Here is a 17,503-nt window from a genome sequence, read left to right as displayed (position 1 = left end):
AAAGTGAAAAGTGAAAAGTGAAAAGTGAAAAGTGAAAAGTGAAAAGTGAAAAGTGAAAAGTGAAAAGTGAAAAGTGAAAAATTATTTATAGTTTTTCACTTTTCACTTTTCATTTCTCACTTCTTTTTTTATCTTTATACCTGATAATTAACCGATTGAATCAGCCGAATGACTAGAGTGTTTTACACTTACTTTCTGGTTTTTCTGATGCTCTGGCCCGTGTGGAGAACGGGGTTGGTGTGGGCTTGGTTTATGGTTAATCGCAGTTACATTGCTCAGGAATTGTGCATCAATCGGGACAAGCCCGAATTGACTTGTAATGGCAAATGTTTCCTCAGTTTCCAGCTCAAAGCTACGCCCAAAGATGGGGACAAACAAGTAGCACATGGCGTAGAAGACCTAATGGGCAAAACCTTATCTTTTGATTTTCAATATCCTTCTCTAGTTTTTTTTACGCCTAAAGCCTCTCCACTGAATCAACACAAGGATTGTTTTTCTTACCAAATCGTAGTGCTTTCCCCACAAAAGCACGCCCTTTTTAGACCTCCCATTGCTTAAATTTCAGCTGCTCGGATTTGACTTGACCATGCTTTTGCAGAGGTGACCTACGCTATGTATTGTACTGGCGATATAAGCACCTGTTCACAAAGCCTTTAAGATCAAATTTTTATCGCCCGTTTGCTTCTGCACGAGGCGAATAAGCGAGCTATTTCTTTACATCATTCATTTCAATCCACATCATCATGTTTAGCAAACCGCATGCCTTGCTGCTGCTGTTGGCCCTTTGTGTACTAGGCCAATTGCAAGCTCAAAGCCCCTCTGGCAACGTCAACATCCAGTTCAATTTAATGGCTGGCAATCAAGCTCTACGTCTGAACACCGAGCAGATTTACCAAAATGCTACGGGTGAAAGTTACAATTTCACTTTGTTCAACTTTTTCGTGAGCAACATCAAACTCAAAACCCGCAATGGTGCAGAGTACATAGTTCCCCAAAACGACAGCTATTTTTTGGTCCGGGCCAGCGACGCCGCCTCCCAATCCATTCAACTCAAAAATGTACCCAGTGATGACTACACCGGGGTCAGTTTTGTGATTGGGGTAGATAGTTTGCGCAATACCATGGACCTGAGTCAGCGCACTGGGGTGTTGGACCCTGCTTTTGGCGAGCGGGATGGAAACATGTATTGGTCCTGGAATTCGGGTTATATTTTTCTAAAAATGGAAGGACTTTCCACTCAGGCCAAAGCCGACCGTGCGGGCAACCAAAAATTCCGTTACCACATCGGCGGGTTTGGAGGTATGATCAGTAAATCAACCAACAACATTCGGAATTTCAGCGAAGCATTTGAGAATCAGGTAGCAACCGTGGGCAAAGGCACCACCACTACCTTGAACATCAATGTTGATGCCAACAAACTCTTTGATGGCCCCAATACCATCAGCATTGCCAAAAACACTACAGTAATGTCCGGCGATGTATCGGTGTTGATTGCCAACAACCATACCAGTCTATTCAAAGTAGGGCAGATTGTAAACCCTAAAGCTCAATAACGACGATGCGATTGATGATCCCTTTTTTGTGTGCTTGCTTGCTGGCCTGGAGTTGTCAAAACAACAACGGCCATGACCAGGCTGCCCACCAGCATGGCGAGCACGAAAGCCCCGCTGCCAATACCGATACGATCAAAGGTAGCCCCCAGCGTAGTGCCATGGCCAATATTGGCCCGGTGCACGTCCACCTGGAGTACAGTTCGCCCGGAGTACGTGGCCGGATCATCTGGGGCGGACTGGTTCCTTTCGGGGAGGTTTGGGTGACGGGGGCGCACAATGCCACTTCCATCCAGTTTTACGATCAGGTGAAAATTGCCGGAAAAGTGGTGCCCAAAGGCAAATACGCTTTTTTCACCATCCCCGACACCAGTGAATGGACCTTGATTCTCAATCGCAATTGGGATCAACACCTGGCGGATGAGTACGATGCCAAAGATGACATCCTACGCATCAAGGTAAAACCCGATACCCTCAGCACAGTTCAGGAGCGCCTGTTGTACAAAGTCCTGGCAGACAATGATCAACAGGGCAAAATTGAAATGCATTGGGAAAAACTGAAAATCAGTTTGCCCCTTGAGCTGAAGGAATAAGATTATTAGTACTTGCTATCAGGTTGTGATTTTGGTTTGTCGCAACTTATTTGGGTGGGTTCGTGCACTGCACGAGCCTTGCCTTCCCTATGCCCTAGCTTAATAAGAGCATTTTCTACACGTCATTAGAATGAATGTTTTTTCGAGGGCTCCTAGCGGTAGGAGCCCCTCCTTTCTACCTCGAATGGGTAGATCAACACACATTAAACACGGATTCATGAATACCTCTACACCAACGATTGCCGTAGACGAAGAAACAACTCAATCCGCGGCCAGCGACAAATACAGTGCCCGGTTCATGGGCAAATATTTGTTCAGTAAGGATCATAAAATTGTGGCCAAACATTACCTGCTAGGGGCTATATTTTGGGCCTTGCTGGGTGGGTTAATCTCAGTGGCTTTTCGGATTTTTATAGTTGACCCTGCTGCCGATTTGTCCTGGCTCAAACCGCTGTTTGGCAGCTGGATTGGCACGGCAGAGCATCCTGAGCGCTTCAATGGCATTTATTACCATGCCGTGGTGAGCATCCATGGCATTTTGATGGTCTATTTTGTAGCCGCCGGGGCTTTAGTCGGCCTAGCCTATTACCTGGTTCCTGGTCTGTGTGAAAAAGAAGAAATGGCCTCACCCCGGTTGAGCAGTTTGGCTTTGGGATTGTACTGGTTTGCGGGAATCGCGCTGTTTTTTGCCCTGTTTTTTCAAAACACCCCTTTGGGCGGTTGGCGCACCAATCCGATCCTCAATGCATTGTTGTACAATGGCCAGGCATCGATTCCCTGGCTGTTTGGCATTATCCTCTTGTCGGTCGCATTTTTCCTGAGTTGCCTGAATATTTTCAGCACCATTCACCCCTTCCGACTCAGTAAACCATCCCAGGAGTTTTCCATCATCCACTGGTCTTTTTATTGGTTTGGGGGTATGGGGATGTTGTTTTTCCTGCTGTTTGGTGTAGTACAGTTGCTCAATTTAAGCGGCAACTTACTGGGAGGCAGTATTCTTTTTGGCGATTATTTCGGTGCAGGAGTTGAGGACTTGACCGCTCAAAACCATTTGGAACACCAATTCTGGTTTCTGGGCCGGCCAGAAATGTTTTTGATTGGTTTGCCCGCCATTGGCATAGTATCCGATATTTTGACCAAACAAATGGACCAAAACATGTTTGGTCGCCGGGTCATCATTTGGAGCATGGGCATCATCGGAGCGGTGGCCCTGGTGATTTGGCTATTCCAAAACTTCGATGCTGCCAGCCAAGCCTGGAAATTGAACCTGATGGCTACATTGGGTGCCGTGCAGGCCATCGCCATCATGTCGATTGCCCTCAGCTGGTTGGTGACCTTTTTACGTGGTGGAAAATTGCGCTACAACCCGGCCCTTTTGTTTGTGGTTGGCAGCATTTCGGTATTGCTGACCGGGGGCTTATTGGGTTATTTCGTTTCCAATCCCGTGTTGAGCATTGAGATGCACAATAGTTATTACGAGGTGACTTATTTCCATTTGGTGATTGGGATCGGCGCGATGTATGCCATTTTTGCGGCCATCTATCAGTATTATGCCCAAATGTTTGGCCGACAACTGTTGGCAACCTTGGGCAGCGTACATTTCTGGGGCACTTTTATGTTCACCTACCTTTTCCTTTTTGCCCTCCTGATCAATGGGTATTTGGGTATTCCCCGTGGCTTACCACAATTTAAAGATTTTGAAACCCTGAGCACTTCCGCACAATCCCAGGAGCTGATCACCTTCGCTGCCGTGGCCATTTTTACCATGCAAGTTATTTTTCTCAGCAACCTGGTGTACAGCTTTTGGAAAGGGAAAGTATACCAGGAGCAATAATGGTCATGATCAAGATTTGAATTCACCCAAATAGATTAATCAAATAGTTGTTATGAAAAAAATCATTTTCCTATTAGGGCTTTTGTACTGCTTTGCTTGTGAGAATGAGGCAGTAGAGCCTCCCGAACCACCTGCGGCCAAAGGAACTTTTTTGTTCCATTTGCACAATTACATTGACTTGCAAGAGATCGACTTATACGGAATTGAGTACCAGACTTCCGAAGGTAGAAGCATTGTACTGGACTATACGGAGATGTACATTTCTGAAATTCAGCTGCTCAAAGAAGATGGTTCTTTGTATTCTATTCCGGGTAAAATTCTGCTAAAAAACTTCAGAGACCAAACCTATGAAGTGGCCGAAGTGCCGGTGGGGAAATACAAGTCTGTGCATTTCAAAGTTGGTTTACCTGCTGCGGTGAATGCCCTTGCCCCCAAGGACTCGGCAATCCTGAACCAGCCTGCCATGTGGTGGAACAGTGCTGCTCAAGCCAACGGCTACCTCTTCATGAATGTACAAGGCAAAATAGACACTTCGGCCGACCTGAGTCATTCGCCAGTTCCTTTTGTGTATAAAATTGGCACCAATGCCAATTTCGTGGCCGTCAAAATGCCAGAACGCGAATTTTCGATCAAGGAAGACACCTACTTCTACGGGCACATCATTGTGGATTACAGCCAGTTGTTCAAGGGCCTTGCCTTGAATAAATCCAGCAATTTGTCAGTACAAACCATTGCCGACAACGCCAATACTACTGCCCAGCAAATTGTACGCAACATTCCCTCCATGTTTATTTATGAATGAACATCACCATCGACATTATTCACACATTAACCAATTTATAGCGATGAATACAAACAACTACAATTTCCCTAGAACCGCTACTTTGCTGGTTCTTGCCTTTTTGTGCAGCCAGGCGCTTTGGGCGCATTTTGGCTCCAGAGGCCCATTCGGCGGCTCTGTCAGCGTAGCCATCAGCAATGACTCTACCGTTTACCTTGGTACTTTTAATGGCGGGGTGTATGAAAGCACCAACTCCCGCCTGGTTGCCTGGAGAGCGATTCCAGTTGGCTTGAGAAGCGGTAAAATTACTGCGCTGACGCACAATGGCAGCAACTTGTTTGCTGGAACTGCTGATGGCGGCGTGTATATTTTTAACGGATTGGTAGGAACCGACCGGCACTGGAACCAAATCAACAACGGTTTGACCAATCTCAAGATCAAATCCTTGCTTGCCCTGGATGCCAACACCCTTTTGTTGGGAACGGAAGGTGGTGGTTTGTACAAAACTACGGACAAAGGTGCCAACTGGGCCCTGGTCAACAACGCGGGACTGAGCAACCAAACAGTCACTGCTTTGCTGAAAGTGGGAAGTAAAGTTGTTGCTGCTACTTTGGATGCTGGTCTTTTTGTATCCACCGACAATGGCAGCACCTGGACAGCATTTAACGATGCCAATACCTTGAACGTGGCTGGAACCATCGCCTTAGCTTACAATGCGACCAGCGATGAACTGGCCGTGATCAACGCCAAAGGTTTATTGGTCTTGGGTAGCGCCAGCACGGTTGCTACACCATCCTTTGCTTTGGTCGCTGGCGCACCTGCCAATACTACCCTGCGCAGCGTTAGCACCAGCGGCAGCAACTGGTACCTGGCTACGGATCAAGGCGCCTATGTACTCGCGGCCAACACCTGGACAAAAGCTGGTACTGGTTTGAGTACAAACGACGTAACCGTGGTATTGCCCTTCCGCACCAGCCTGCTGGCAGGTACCCGTAAGGAAGGTATTTTTACCGCCCCTGCTTCGGCCATTACCTGGACTGCCCGCAACACCAACTTCAATAACCTGGAAACCTATGCCATAGAAGCAAGCGGTGTAGCGGTGGTAGTGACCGCTACCGAGCGTGGTGTCTTTGTAAGTCGAGACCTGGCGGCCTCCTATGTACGTGCCAACAAGGGCCTGACTGACAGCTTGAACGTGACCTATTTGCGTTTCTTGGGCACGAAATTGTATGCTTCCACTAAAAATGGCGGCGTTTTTGTAAGCGCTGATACGGGCAAAACCTGGACTGCCCTGAACGTAGGTTTGAACAACCTGAATGTCAAAAAACTTTACGCTTCCAGCAAGGATATCTACCTCATCGACGCGGCCAATGGTTTGTTCGTATACCAAAACGCAAGCTGGGTAGACTTCAAAGCAGGTTTGCCCGCCAATGCAGCACCTACTTCTCTGGCGTTTTACGGCGACAAAATCCTGTTAGGTACCCTCGGACAGGGTGTGTTCACCAAAACTGAAACGGCTAATTCCTGGACTACAGCCAACAATGGTTTGAGCAACCTGAACGTCACTTCAGTGGCCACCCAAGGCAGTAAACTTTTTGCGGGCACCAATGGCTCCGGGGTATTTGTAGCCGATTTGGACGCTGCAACATGGACGCAAGCTGCGCCAGTTTCCATTTCGCATACCGTGTTGATGGGCCGAGATGGCAGCAAAATCCAGGACATGGGCGTGTATTACGGGTATGTTTTTGCCAGTTACCAAGGCGGTCTTTTGGCTACCTCTGACTATGGCAAAACCTGGATCGCCGGGGGCAATCAATTCAATTTGCCTAGTTATACCAATGTACACAAGGTTTCATTTGTAACCACCCGCGTGTTTGTCTCTACTGAGTTCAACTGTCCTTATTCCAATGCCTTGTCGGAGTTGCCAGCCGTTGTAACCGGGGTAAATGACCTCAATGAAGCATTAAATGCGTCCATCCGCATTTTCCCTAACCCCAGCAAGGGTCAGTTTGCCATCGAGCTTCAAGGCTTTAAAGCCAAAATTGAAGGCGTACGCATTTACGACCAACAGGGCAAACTGCTGCAAGACATCATCAATGTCAATGAATTCCAAAACATCAACACAGCAAGCAATTTGCCCGCTGGGGTCTACTTCGTACACGTGCGTACGAACGAGGGCCTTGGGGTGAAAAAATTGCTTATCCAATAGTTAAATGAAACTAGGGTGCCGGCGAGCGCTACTGCTCGCCGGTTTTTTAATTGCTTCATCTTGGTAAGGCAGTAAAAAAACTGCCTTGCACCTCAACCTGAATATCGTGAAATCACTTCAAATGCTCTTCTTTTTTTGCTTTGTTATGCTAGGCTCTACCCTACTCTCAGCCCAAACCACCACTGCAGATTCTTTGGCTAAAGCCCAAAAACACCACGATGAATTGATGGCCATCATCATGACCCAACCCAAAGTGCCCATCAAAACCATTGGCATTTACGTGTACGACGGTTACAATACCCTCGATGCAATTGGCCCTTATCAAGTGCTTTCGGAGCTCATGAGTGTCGACATTTTCTTTGTGGCCAAAGAAAAAGGCATGGTCAAAAACCAGCGGGGTTTGAAAGTGCAGGTGGACAAATCCATCGCCGACGTCAAACAACTCGATATCCTGGTCATTCCTGGCGGTGCCATAGAGACCTTTATGCAAACCCAGGACACAGCAGTACTCAACTGGATTCGCCGCATCGACAAAACCTCCAAATACACCACCAGCGTGTGTACGGGCGGCTGGATTTTGGGTGCTACCGGGCTTTTGAAAGGCAAAAATGCCACCACCAACTGGTACCGCGCCGAGGAATTCATGCAACTGTATGGTGCCAATTTTAAGCCGGAACGCTATGTGCAAGACGGCAAATATTGGACCTCCGCCGGCGTTACCGCAGGCATGGACATGGCCTTGGGCATCATGGACGACCTGATGGGGAAAAAATACACTCAAGGCGTAATGCTGGATTTGGAATACGACCCCAAACCACCTTACAATGCAGGCTCGGTTAAAAAGACCGAACCGATTGTAGTGGATATGATGCTGCAAATGTACGACATGGGACTACAGCCTTTGCTGGAAAAGGAGAAACAGAAAAAGGCGGCAAGTCAAAAAAAATAAACCTAAACCATGAAAATAAGTCGCCTGCTTTTTACCATCCACAGCTATTTTGGCTTGATCACGGGGGTGTTTTTATTGCTCCTGGGCCTGAGTGGCTCGGCATTGGTGTTTATGGAAGAGCTGGATGAATGGTTGAACCAAGACTTACTTACCGTACAAGTACAGGCCAAACCATTGCCTCTGGATTCGCTGTATCAAAAAATCACCCAGCGTTATCCACGCCTCGATGGTTTGGCCTGGATCAACCCAAGTGCCAAAGCCAGTGATGCTTACACTTTTAGGCTGTATAGCAACGATGGCAAATTGCATACCTACGATCTGGAACTCATTTCCTTAAATCCCTACACTGCTGAAGTGTTGCGCGAAGGGCGTTACGATCAGTTCCAGTCGGGCATCATGCAATGGCTATTTCAGTTTCATTTTTCCTTTCATTTGGGTGCGCCGGGTGCTGCATTGACGGCCATTTTTGGCTTGACAATGTTGATATCCATCTTGACTGGTTTGGTTGTTTACCGCAAGTTCTTTTGGAAAGCGCTGACTTTTCGGGTAAAAATAAAATGGAAAAACTGGCGGACTGCTTCTTCGGATTTGCACCGGGTGGTGGGTGTATGGGCACTGCTGTTCAACCTGATCATTTTTTTCACTGGCTTTTGGATGAACAAATTTGCTTTTGATTCCAGCTACTGGAAAGGAGAAACGCAGCCCTCGAAGGCCAATATTGCCATGCCGCAGTCCTTTGATGATATGCTGGCAAAGGCTAAAAAAGCGCTGCCTGAATTCAAACCAACTTATGTGTACTTTCCCACCCAAGAGGAGCGCAATTTTAATGTCATTGGCGAAAGGCCGAGAGATTGGGCTCTATTTGGGGCATCTAACGCAGTGATTGTAGACCCGCAAAAAGGAAGCATCCTTGCTATGAGCACCCTTGATAAGGCTACTTGGAGTGAAAAGCTGGAAGCTTTAGTATATCCTCTGCATGTCGGTTCTTTTGGAGGGCTGCCCATTCGGATTTTGTACATATTGATTGGGCTTACCCCAGGCTTACTCTCCATCACTGGCTTTTTGTTGTGGTGGCGCAGAAGAGGGAAAAAACGGCCAAAATTTGTCAAGTTGAATGCCCAAGCATAGCAGAGTTCATTTCCTAAAATCAATCCATATGTTCACTTTCAGTCTTAACCAAATCAAACATTGGCTTTTCAGCGCATGCATCCTGGCGATCTTTGCAATACCGGGCCATGCCCAAAAAACATCCGCAGCCAAGGATAAAAAAATCGTCTTCCTCTGCCCTCCTTGCGACCTCGATTGTGATACCATCCACTTTGAAAAGCCTGGTCTTTGCCCCCACTGCGCCATGAAGTTGTACGCCGCCTATGAGGGCGTTGAAAATGCGGATGCCTATCATGGTGAATTCACAGACAAAAAGGTGGCAGTGCTGCTCTTTCCGGGGGTTGAGATCATTGACTTTTCCGGGCCCTGGGAGGTTTTTGCCGCAGCAGGTATGGACGTTTACTCCGTGGCTTCCAGCACTTCGGTTGTTGCTACGAGTATGGGCTTAAAGCTCAAACCCGACTATTCCTACGTGGATGCCCCCATGCCCGATATTTTGCTGGTTCCGGGCGGCAATGTCAATCCTGCTGATACAGCTGCGGTCAACTGGATCAGCAGGGTGGATAAAAAGAGCAAACATACCATGTCAGTGTGTACCGGAGCCTTTTACCTGGCGGCAGGTGGCTTGCTGGACAATCTAACCGCCACAACCAATTATCCGGCGGTGGAGGCATTGCAGCAGTTTGCACCCAAATCAAAAATAATCGCCAATGTGCGCTTTGTGGACAATGGCCACATCATCACCTCGGCGGGCCTTTCCTCGGGTATTGATGCCGCTTTCCATTTGGTGTCGCTCTATTTGGGCAAAGCACAAACCAAAAAACTGGCCAACGCCCTCGAATACGACTGGCGCGATGAAAATCCTTTTATCCGCTCCAAATTGGCCGATAAACATGTACAGGATTTTTTGAACACCTTCATCCCTTACGAGTACAAAATGACGACTTATACAGGGGATGAAAACCAATGGCGGGTTGACCTCAAGGTGACTACAGAGCTGGACAAAGCCGATTTACTGCCGCTTTTGGCTTACCAATTGGAACAAGTGGCGGGTTGGAAAAAGGCGCGCAAAAAAGAGCTTTGGAATTTTGAGGAGAATGGGAAAAAGTGGATGGCTGAGTTGGTGATTGGTGATGATGGCAGCAATGCAAGTTTGATCACCTTGAAAGTGAAGCGCTTGTAGGGTTTTACTTTTTCCATCAAATGCCCTTCGGGTCTACTTTTATATCGCCACTAAGCCTTTTGCCCCCCACTTAAAACCCAAAAGATCTATTTTTTCAACTAATCTTCATTCAAAATGAATTTCAAAATTTTCTTCTTGGCATTAACTCTTTGTTTCATAAGCAAGCTCGCGTTTGCCCAAACATTAGAAGGGAGTATTAAATCACAATCTGGCGAAGGCATTGCCTTAGCCAATATTCGTGTGCTAAACACCAGTATTGGAACCACGGCTGACCGGGATGGCCAATTTATCCTTACCCTTTCCGCAGGAAATTATCAACTTGCGGTCAGTGCAGTTGGTTTTGCCAGCCAAACGGGTACTGTTGTGGTGGCAGAAGCCCGTGCTACGCAGGCGGATTTTATTTTGCAGGAAAACACCGCACAGTTAAGCGAAGTAATTGTGAGTGCCGACAAAATCGAAACCCAATTGCAAAAAACACCACTAGCCGTAACGGCGCTTACCGCCAAAGAAATTGAAAACTACCGGATTTGGAGCATTTCCGATTTGACTGCACTTGCACCAAGTTCTTTCACGATCGAACACGGCAACAGTACAGCTTCCACTTTTTTGAATATCCGCGGCGCATTAGGGGTTACCAATGAACAAGCCGTGGCTACCTATGTTGATGGTGTTTATCAATTCGATTTTTTTTCCGCGCCTTTCAATTTCAACAACATTGAACGTATCGAAATCCTGCGCGGGCCTCAAGGTACCTTGTACGGGCGAAATGCCTTCAGTGGTGTAGTCAACGTTATCACCAAAAAGCCAACTAACCAGGCAACTGGAAGAGCAGAAATCAGCATAGGGGACTATGGCCAACAACGATACAATGCGGCAGTGAGTTTGCCTTTGGTAAAAAACAAATTTTTCGTCGGTTTCGGTGGCCAACTCAACAAACGGGGGGCAGTGTACGAAAACCCAACCCTTAATGACCAAGATTTTGACAGCCGTCGATCGCTCAATGGATTTGTGAACCTGCGCTACCTGGCATCCGAAAATTGGGCATTTGACTTCACATTGCGTTCGGAAAGCAATAAAGATGCTGGTTCATTCCCTTGGGTTGCCACCGATTCCATCGCCTTGAATGCACCCTATCAGGCTTTTGGCAACTTCCCCAATACCGAAAGGATAAGCAATACCAACGCCTCCTTCACCGCTCGGCATTATGGCCAGAAGTTCAATTTCACCTCACAAACCTCGGGGATCAAATTTCATGGTTGGTATCCTGACCAATTTGATTTTGATTTCACCCCGGCACGGTTTATCAGTGGGGACAATGATACTGAGCAACAACAAATTACCGAAGAACTTCGCTTTTCTTCGCCAACTACTGCCCAGGCATGGAAATGGACAATAGGATCCTTTTTGTTTTTTGAAAAAACCAATACGGTGGGAAAAACCTATTTCGGGGAAGACTACGCGCTTTTTGACCCCAATGCCCCCTATAGCAGCATCACCAATGGCAAGCGCAACAATCGAGGTGTGGCATTTTTTGGACAAGCAACTTACTCCGTTTCGGAAAAATTTGACCTGACCGTAGGTGCTCGTTATGACACCGAACACCGGGAGCGCACCGAAAACAATGAGTTTGAAAAAAATGGTCTTGTTACTCCTCTGACTGCGGACACCACCGTTCAACGTGATTTTTCAGCATTTACCCCCAAGGTAATTTTGAGCTTTAAGTTGAATGAAGCATCCATGGTATTCGCGTCCTACGCCAAAGGATTTCGGGTTGGTGGCTTTAATGTCAACTCCCGTGCCTTTCCAAGTTACGACCCAGAAAAATCTGACAACTACGAGATTGGCATCAAAAACGACCTACTCGACCGCAAACTGCGCCTCAATCTTACGGCTTTTTATTTCCAACAAAAAGACCAGCAAGTTACGACCAGTAAAGATGGCATCAACTATGCCACGCTTAATGTGGGAGATATGAACAATTTTGGGATCGAAGCAGAGCTGTCGGTACTACCTGTCCGCAACTTACAAATTGATTGGACGGCGAGCACTTCAGGCAGTGAGTATGCCCGCTTGCCGCTTTTTGATTTTGCTACGCTCGCGGTGAAGGATTATAAAGGCAATCATGCGATTTACAACCCCAAATTTCAGTCCATGTTAGTGGCACAATACTCGGTGCCTTTCAAATCGTCGAAGCAAAAACTCGCCGTTTTTGTACGAGGTGAATACCGCTACACGGGTGAATACCAATTGAACTTTGAAAACACTGAATCACAAAAAGGGTACAGCATCATCAACGCCCGCGCGGGTTTGACCAGTACCCATTTTGATCTGGCGTTGTGGGGGCGCAATTTGAACGATGCCAGGTACCTCGGCTGGGGCACTTTTGGTTCGTATATGCTTGGTGCGCCGCGAATGGTGGGAATGACTTTGAGTGTAAGGATTTAATTTCCTCCTGCCTGATCATTAATGTAACGTGAGTCCTCCCTAAAGGCACATTGCAAAGATGCCGCGCCGAGTCCCCTAGTTTTAGGTGAGGTTTGAATTAATTAATTTTTTACCGCAGAGTTTCGCGGAGTAAACACAGAGTTTCGCGGAGTTTTATTAGTTTTTAGGAGTTTTGCCACCTCTGGTGGCTGGAGGTCGATTATGATTAAAATTTGAAAGTCAGGTATTTAGTGTTCATTCAATGCGCCTCTGAGTACTCTTAGCCACCGAAGGTGGCCTAGACTCTGCGAAACTCTGTGTTTACTCCGCGAAACTCTGCGGTAAAAAATGTTGCGAATGAACATCCTTTTTGCAAAAAAAGCACAATAACCCATTGATATTCAATGAAAATAAATCAAAACTCACGTTAATGTATAAAAAAAGAGCCAGTCAAATCTCATGCTGACTGGCGCTTTTTTTGCTCCTCGGATACTCCCTACTTTCCCGGCATCTTCAACGCCTCCTGCAAATTATCCGCAAGAAATTTGGTGATGGATTTATCAATGGTATGATCCTGAGTCACCTTGCGGAAATCCAGATAATCGCTGGCAGATTTAGCCAAAACGCGGTGCAAGTCAACATCTAGGGTGAAATTGCTGCTGCTTTTGTCCTTGATGACAATGTCGGTCAAAAACACTTTTTTGCGAAAAAATTCATTCTCGCCCACGTGGAAAGTGAGTTTGGTAGCGAACTTCCCACTATTGTCCAAATCGGCGTTGCCTTCAATTTTGGTAAAAACGTAGCCCTTTGCCCAGGACCAATAATTGTCATCTAATGGGTGGGGGGGTGTATAGCTGCTTGGGCCTACCGCATTGAGGTCCGACGAAACGCCCAGTCCCAGTTTGAGGCCTTTGTAGATGCCCGGTGGAATATTTTTGAGGCTAAAGGAAATGCCTTTTTGCGCCGCGTCATCGGATTGGATGTTTTTGAAAGATACGAGTTCAACATCGATGAGTTGGAGGCTATCCCCCTTCGGGTCATCGGTTTTTAATAAAGCTACATCCGAAATGTAAAATTGGAACAGTTGCAAACGCAGTTTCATATTGTCCTCGTAAGGATAATCTGCGTTGAACATTTTCAGTTTATTCTGGTCAAAAAAACCTCGGAAATTGAGGGTCAATTCGCCGCCAGTATCATTGATGTTTTCATTTTTATCGCAGGTCAAAAGACTGAAAGCCAACAAGAGGGTAAGTAAAAAATTGATTCTATTCATGGTTTTAAAGGCTTTATTTGATGCAAGTACCCAAAAATAGGTTTTTTTTATCAAATAAACCTCAAAATGTAGAATTTGGTCGGGAGAGGACAATGATCAAAAATGACGACTTTTAAAAGTGACGGTAACAAGAAGCGGAATTTCTTTGGACTCACACCCACACCACAAACACCTTTTTCCCCGCTACCTCTTCCCAGCCGCTCTTCCAGCTTTTTTTCTTGGAATGGTCAAAAACGAGCAGGTAACCTTCCTGTAGGGATTGCCGTTCGAGGTAGTCCGCCAATTGGGCCAGGCCGTCGGCGTGGGCTTCGGGGCCGCGCCAGATTTTGAGTTCAGCGATGTATTTGTGTTGGAGGTAGGTGATGACTACATCCAGGCGCCGTTCTTCCGAAATTTGTGGCTCTTTAAAGTCAAAGCCCGATCCGTTGATAATGGGCTTGATAAAAGCTAAAAAGACCAGGCGTCCGTTTCTTTCCAAAAAATCGCGGTCTTTGGCGCTGTCCTGCTCGCGCATGAAGGCTTGAAACTTGAGGAGGATGGCCTCCATGTTGAGCCGATTGTCGTCTAATTTGAAATTTCGAGGCACATTGTGCGATCCCATCAGCACCTGGGCGGTGGCTTTAGAAGTCATGTAGGCATAAATAACTTCTTCGTAAATGCGGTTGTGGATGCTGATTCCTTGCCCGTTTTTTAAAATGCCGTACATCAGGCCCAGTGCCACCGTAGGGTCGTGGATGGAATAACTTTGGTATTCCAAATCGATCAATTTTTTATACACCAAGCTGTACAAATCGGGGTAATGTTCCAGGTTTTTGATCAAACTTTCGAAGTTGGTATTGGTTTCTCTGACCACTATGGAAGCAGCTACATCAACATCTTCCACCGTCCAGTTTACGTTTTTTTTGTTGGGTAAAAGTTGCTCATCGATGATTTTGCAGAGCTTACTCACCAAAAAAGGATAGCCAGAGGTGTAATAAAAAAGCCGTTCAGCGATTGCCTTGGGGTCTAAACTCACCTGCTTGTCCCGAGCGTATTCCTCCAACATGGGGATGATCTCCATGGGCTGGAGGTTCATGTCCACGGTAAACTCTGCCGCGATGTTCCAGGGGGAGTTGTATTTCTGTTCGGTATCTGAGCGAAGTTTGAGTTTTAGCGATTTGATGTCGTGTACTCCGGCCAGCACCACGGAGTGGAAGGTTTTGGCCAAATCTTGTGCCAGGTACTTGTTGCGCAGCATAGCCAAAAAGTCAATAAACAATTGATTGTTGCTGCTTTTATCCACTTCGTCTACAAGCAATACGACCTCTTTTCCGGCTTTTTCTACCAATTGAGTGATGAAATCATTTAGTTCTTGGATGCTGTTTTTTTGTTTGGCATGTTCGTTTAGCCAATCCGACAACTCAGGTGCACGATAGCGGATATAATTAGCCAGCAATTGGATAAATCCTTGACAAAACACTGGTTCTTCCTCAAAAAAATGGCTACCTACTCCTTCAAAACTGGTGTTAAAAACAAGATAATCCCCTTTCTTCTCCAACAATTCCGCCAAAGTGTACAAAGTGGTCGTCTTTCCATATTGCCTGGGGCGATTGATGATGAAATAATCCCCATCTTCGACCATGGCGAGTGTTTGCGCCAGTTTGCCTGATACGTCCGCCATGTAGTGTTTGGCGGGGCGACAGATGCCAGTGATGTTGAACTTTTTTTGCATGGCGGCTTGAAGTTGCTGGGCAAAGATAGCAAAATTGGGCAATGAACAGATTCGCAGTATGATCAACTGACCAACTAATGCCCAACAACGTAGTGATACAATTGATAGACAAACAAAGCTATCCCTGCCAATACCAAGTACCCATTCACAGCTTTGTAAAAAGCAGGAAACTGGTGATGCTTTCGGGAAAGCGTGATGATAAAAATAATGGGAATCAATGCCAACACTTGACCTACTTCGACACCCAAATTAAAACACAGAATTTTTGCTAAAATTTGCTCCGTTCCCAGGTCAAAAGACTGTAATCGGGTGGATAATCCAAAGCCGTGAATTAAACCAAAAAGCCCCACCATGATCAGTAAATTGGGCGACTTTATCTTCAATTGTTCAAATCCGCCCAAATTCTCAAAACCTTTGTACAAAACGCTCAGGGCAATGACCGCATCTACCAAATGTTCATTTGCGGTTATCCCGAAGTAAGTCGCACCGATCAAGCTGATACAATGTCCAATCGTAAACACGGTGATGAATTTCAAAATATCATTAAAGTTGTTCAAGTAGAACACAACCCCCGCCAAAAAAAGCAAGTGATCATAACCCGTAAGCATATGCGTTGCTCCTACCCGAATGTAAGCCCATAAGCTGCCACCGTGTAAAATCTCTTGATCGGCACTGGAAACATCATGGGCTAATCCCCAAATTGGAACGAACAACAATAACAACAACAACAGCCCTTGCCTTAAAAAAACATACCTCATTGGTTCTTTTTTCTAAATACGAGAAATAATAACCCTATGATTAGCAGGCTACTTACTATAAAAATCCAGGCAGGAGGACCATCCCCATGGTCATGATCATGTGTGTGGGTGCTGGCACCGTGCTTGTGGCTAACCTCAAATGTCAGTGTCGCCCATTTAGAGCGATGGGTTAATGAATCATTATCACTAACTTTAGCCATATGAATGGTACGTAGATAATAGACACCATCTTCCGGTAGGTCTACAAGGACTTTACCTTGGTCATTGGTACGTAATTGTTGGCCGCCAGTATGTGTATGTGATTCCTGCTTATGGTCGTGCTCAGCGTTGGTATGTGCGTGATTTTCTCCGTCGTGCTCATGGTCGTGATCGCTGTGCGTATGGGCCTGAGCACTTTGGATATAGTCAGCATAAACCAGTTGCTGGGGTAGCGGCTTACCATCGGCCAACAACTGCACTTCCAGTTTTTCGCCACTGCATTTTTCGTAAGGATTTGCTTGCGGAACAAACTCGAGAGGATAACCTAGTACGGTGCTCCAGTCCTTCGTTTTTATATCACCTACCTGATAGATGGCTTTGATGTGTTTTTCATAACGCTCTACGGCATCTTGATCTAACAAGCCATCCTTAGTGCGTTGTTCGAGCATATCCAAAACGCCATCGTGTTCCAGGTAACTGTTAAATTCTTTGGCAGGAAGTGCGATATTCTTTGCTTTGGTAGAGACACCTACCACATAAGTTCCCCCTTCACCCGTATTAAAAGTCAATTGGGTAATGGTGCTGTCTTGGTCTTTCCATTGATCTGGCTTGATGGCGACTCTTTTGCCTTGAGCGACAACCGAAGCGTCCAACATGCGGTCGCGAGTGATGATATTTTCGCTCGTCTCAAAGGTTCCATTGTACAGGCTCAGTGTCGCTTTTTGATTGGCCTGCAAAAAATAGGTTTCCATTTTTATATACAGATCGTGACTGCATAGCAGGATGAGGGCGAATAAGAGGAAAATGGGCTTACGCATGGATTTAAATTTCAACATAGTATACTTTATTTAATCGCCATTAAAGAAGTAAGTTGATGCGGTTAAGTTTGCTTTTACGAAAGCTCCCCCAAGCAAAACCAACCCATTCCAAAGG

Annotated in this window: 14 protein-coding genes; 10 read left to right on the top strand and 4 right to left on the bottom strand. The window is 46.2% G+C overall.

Going from position 1 to position 17,503, the window contains the following annotated elements; all coding sequences use genetic code 11:
- Positions 1-168 precede the first annotated feature (168 nt).
- From SFV55_RS05035 to SFV55_RS04990, 10 genes are all read left to right on the top strand, one after another.
- The gene (locus tag SFV55_RS05035) at positions 169-558 is read left to right on the top strand and encodes a hypothetical protein (protein WP_320028375.1); all 390 of its coding nucleotides are present in this window, start codon (positions 169-171) and stop codon (positions 556-558) included.
- A 185-nt stretch (positions 559-743) separates the two neighbouring features.
- Entirely contained in the window at positions 744-1,553 is an 810-nt protein-coding gene (locus tag SFV55_RS05030; protein WP_320028374.1) for an MbnP family protein, read from the top strand.
- Positions 1,554-1,558: 5 nt separating this feature from the next.
- Positions 1,559-2,143, top strand: coding sequence for a DUF2911 domain-containing protein (locus SFV55_RS05025; protein WP_320028373.1), 585 nt, complete (start codon positions 1,559-1,561; stop codon positions 2,141-2,143).
- A gap of 217 nt (positions 2,144-2,360) precedes the next feature.
- Entirely contained in the window at positions 2,361-3,977 is a 1,617-nt protein-coding gene (locus SFV55_RS05020; protein ID WP_320028372.1) for a cbb3-type cytochrome c oxidase subunit I, read from the top strand.
- A 52-nt stretch (positions 3,978-4,029) separates the two neighbouring features.
- On the top strand, positions 4,030-4,779 hold the full coding sequence (locus SFV55_RS05015; protein WP_320028371.1) for an MbnP family protein: 750 nt from the start codon (positions 4,030-4,032) through the stop codon (positions 4,777-4,779).
- 43 nt (positions 4,780-4,822) lie between these two features.
- Positions 4,823-6,967: a T9SS type A sorting domain-containing protein gene (locus SFV55_RS05010; protein ID WP_320028370.1), complete on the top strand. Its 2,145-nt coding sequence runs from the start codon at positions 4,823-4,825 to the stop codon at positions 6,965-6,967.
- 106 nt (positions 6,968-7,073) lie between these two features.
- Complete coding sequence (locus tag SFV55_RS05005; RefSeq protein ID WP_320028369.1) at positions 7,074-7,916, top strand: DJ-1/PfpI family protein; 843 nt, start codon at positions 7,074-7,076, stop codon at positions 7,914-7,916.
- A gap of 9 nt (positions 7,917-7,925) precedes the next feature.
- Positions 7,926-9,044, top strand: a complete 1,119-nt coding sequence (locus SFV55_RS05000; RefSeq protein ID WP_320028368.1) for a PepSY-associated TM helix domain-containing protein — start codon at positions 7,926-7,928, stop codon at positions 9,042-9,044.
- A 28-nt stretch (positions 9,045-9,072) separates the two neighbouring features.
- Complete coding sequence (locus SFV55_RS04995) at positions 9,073-10,206, top strand: DJ-1/PfpI family protein (RefSeq protein ID WP_320028367.1); 1,134 nt, start codon at positions 9,073-9,075, stop codon at positions 10,204-10,206.
- A gap of 114 nt (positions 10,207-10,320) precedes the next feature.
- Complete coding sequence (locus tag SFV55_RS04990) at positions 10,321-12,651, top strand: TonB-dependent receptor (RefSeq protein WP_320028366.1); 2,331 nt, start codon at positions 10,321-10,323, stop codon at positions 12,649-12,651.
- Between the two features lie 475 nt (positions 12,652-13,126).
- Here SFV55_RS04990 and SFV55_RS04985 read toward each other — a convergent pair whose 3' ends face one another.
- From SFV55_RS04985 to SFV55_RS04970, 4 genes are all read right to left on the bottom strand, one after another.
- Positions 13,127-13,903: an MbnP family protein gene (locus tag SFV55_RS04985; protein ID WP_320028365.1), complete on the bottom strand. Its 777-nt coding sequence runs from the start codon at positions 13,901-13,903 to the stop codon at positions 13,127-13,129.
- A 151-nt stretch (positions 13,904-14,054) separates the two neighbouring features.
- Complete coding sequence (locus SFV55_RS04980) at positions 14,055-15,614, bottom strand: AAA family ATPase (RefSeq protein ID WP_320028364.1); 1,560 nt, start codon at positions 15,612-15,614, stop codon at positions 14,055-14,057.
- Between the two features lie 74 nt (positions 15,615-15,688).
- Entirely contained in the window at positions 15,689-16,372 is a 684-nt protein-coding gene (locus SFV55_RS04975) for a HupE/UreJ family protein (RefSeq protein WP_320028363.1), read from the bottom strand.
- On the bottom strand, positions 16,369-17,388 hold the full coding sequence (locus tag SFV55_RS04970) for a DUF4198 domain-containing protein (RefSeq protein WP_320028362.1): 1,020 nt from the start codon (positions 17,386-17,388) through the stop codon (positions 16,369-16,371). Before SFV55_RS04970 ends, SFV55_RS04975 begins: the two co-directional genes overlap by 4 nt.
- Positions 17,389-17,503: the final 115 nt, after the last annotated feature.

Source organism: Haliscomenobacter sp. (assembly GCF_033763495.1).
In the GTDB taxonomy this organism is placed as follows: Bacteria; Bacteroidota; Bacteroidia; order Chitinophagales; family Saprospiraceae; genus Haliscomenobacter.
This window is presented reverse-complemented; position numbering and strand designations above follow the sequence as displayed.

Excerpts from the sequence above, each read along its gene's own strand:
- SFV55_RS05035 (WP_320028375.1), top strand. The coding sequence starts at position 169 with ATGACTAGAGTGTTTTACACTTACTTTCTGGTTTTTCTGATGCTCTGG.
- SFV55_RS05030 (WP_320028374.1), top strand. The coding sequence starts at position 744 with ATGTTTAGCAAACCGCATGCCTTGCTGCTGCTGTTGGCCCTTTGTGTA.
- SFV55_RS05025 (WP_320028373.1), top strand. The coding sequence starts at position 1,559 with ATGCGATTGATGATCCCTTTTTTGTGTGCTTGCTTGCTGGCCTGGAGT.
- SFV55_RS05020 (WP_320028372.1), top strand. The coding sequence starts at position 2,361 with ATGAATACCTCTACACCAACGATTGCCGTAGACGAAGAAACAACTCAA.
- SFV55_RS05015 (WP_320028371.1), top strand. The coding sequence starts at position 4,030 with ATGAAAAAAATCATTTTCCTATTAGGGCTTTTGTACTGCTTTGCTTGT.
- SFV55_RS05010 (WP_320028370.1), top strand. The coding sequence starts at position 4,823 with ATGAATACAAACAACTACAATTTCCCTAGAACCGCTACTTTGCTGGTT.
- SFV55_RS05000 (WP_320028368.1), top strand. The coding sequence starts at position 7,926 with ATGAAAATAAGTCGCCTGCTTTTTACCATCCACAGCTATTTTGGCTTG.
- SFV55_RS04995 (WP_320028367.1), top strand. The coding sequence starts at position 9,073 with ATGTTCACTTTCAGTCTTAACCAAATCAAACATTGGCTTTTCAGCGCA.
- SFV55_RS04990 (WP_320028366.1), top strand. The coding sequence starts at position 10,321 with ATGAATTTCAAAATTTTCTTCTTGGCATTAACTCTTTGTTTCATAAGC.
- SFV55_RS04985 (WP_320028365.1), bottom strand. The coding sequence starts at position 13,903 with ATGAATAGAATCAATTTTTTACTTACCCTCTTGTTGGCTTTCAGTCTT.
- SFV55_RS04980 (WP_320028364.1), bottom strand. The coding sequence starts at position 15,614 with ATGCAAAAAAAGTTCAACATCACTGGCATCTGTCGCCCCGCCAAACAC.
- SFV55_RS04975 (WP_320028363.1), bottom strand. The coding sequence starts at position 16,372 with ATGAGGTATGTTTTTTTAAGGCAAGGGCTGTTGTTGTTGTTATTGTTG.
- SFV55_RS04970 (WP_320028362.1), bottom strand. The coding sequence starts at position 17,388 with ATGCGTAAGCCCATTTTCCTCTTATTCGCCCTCATCCTGCTATGCAGT.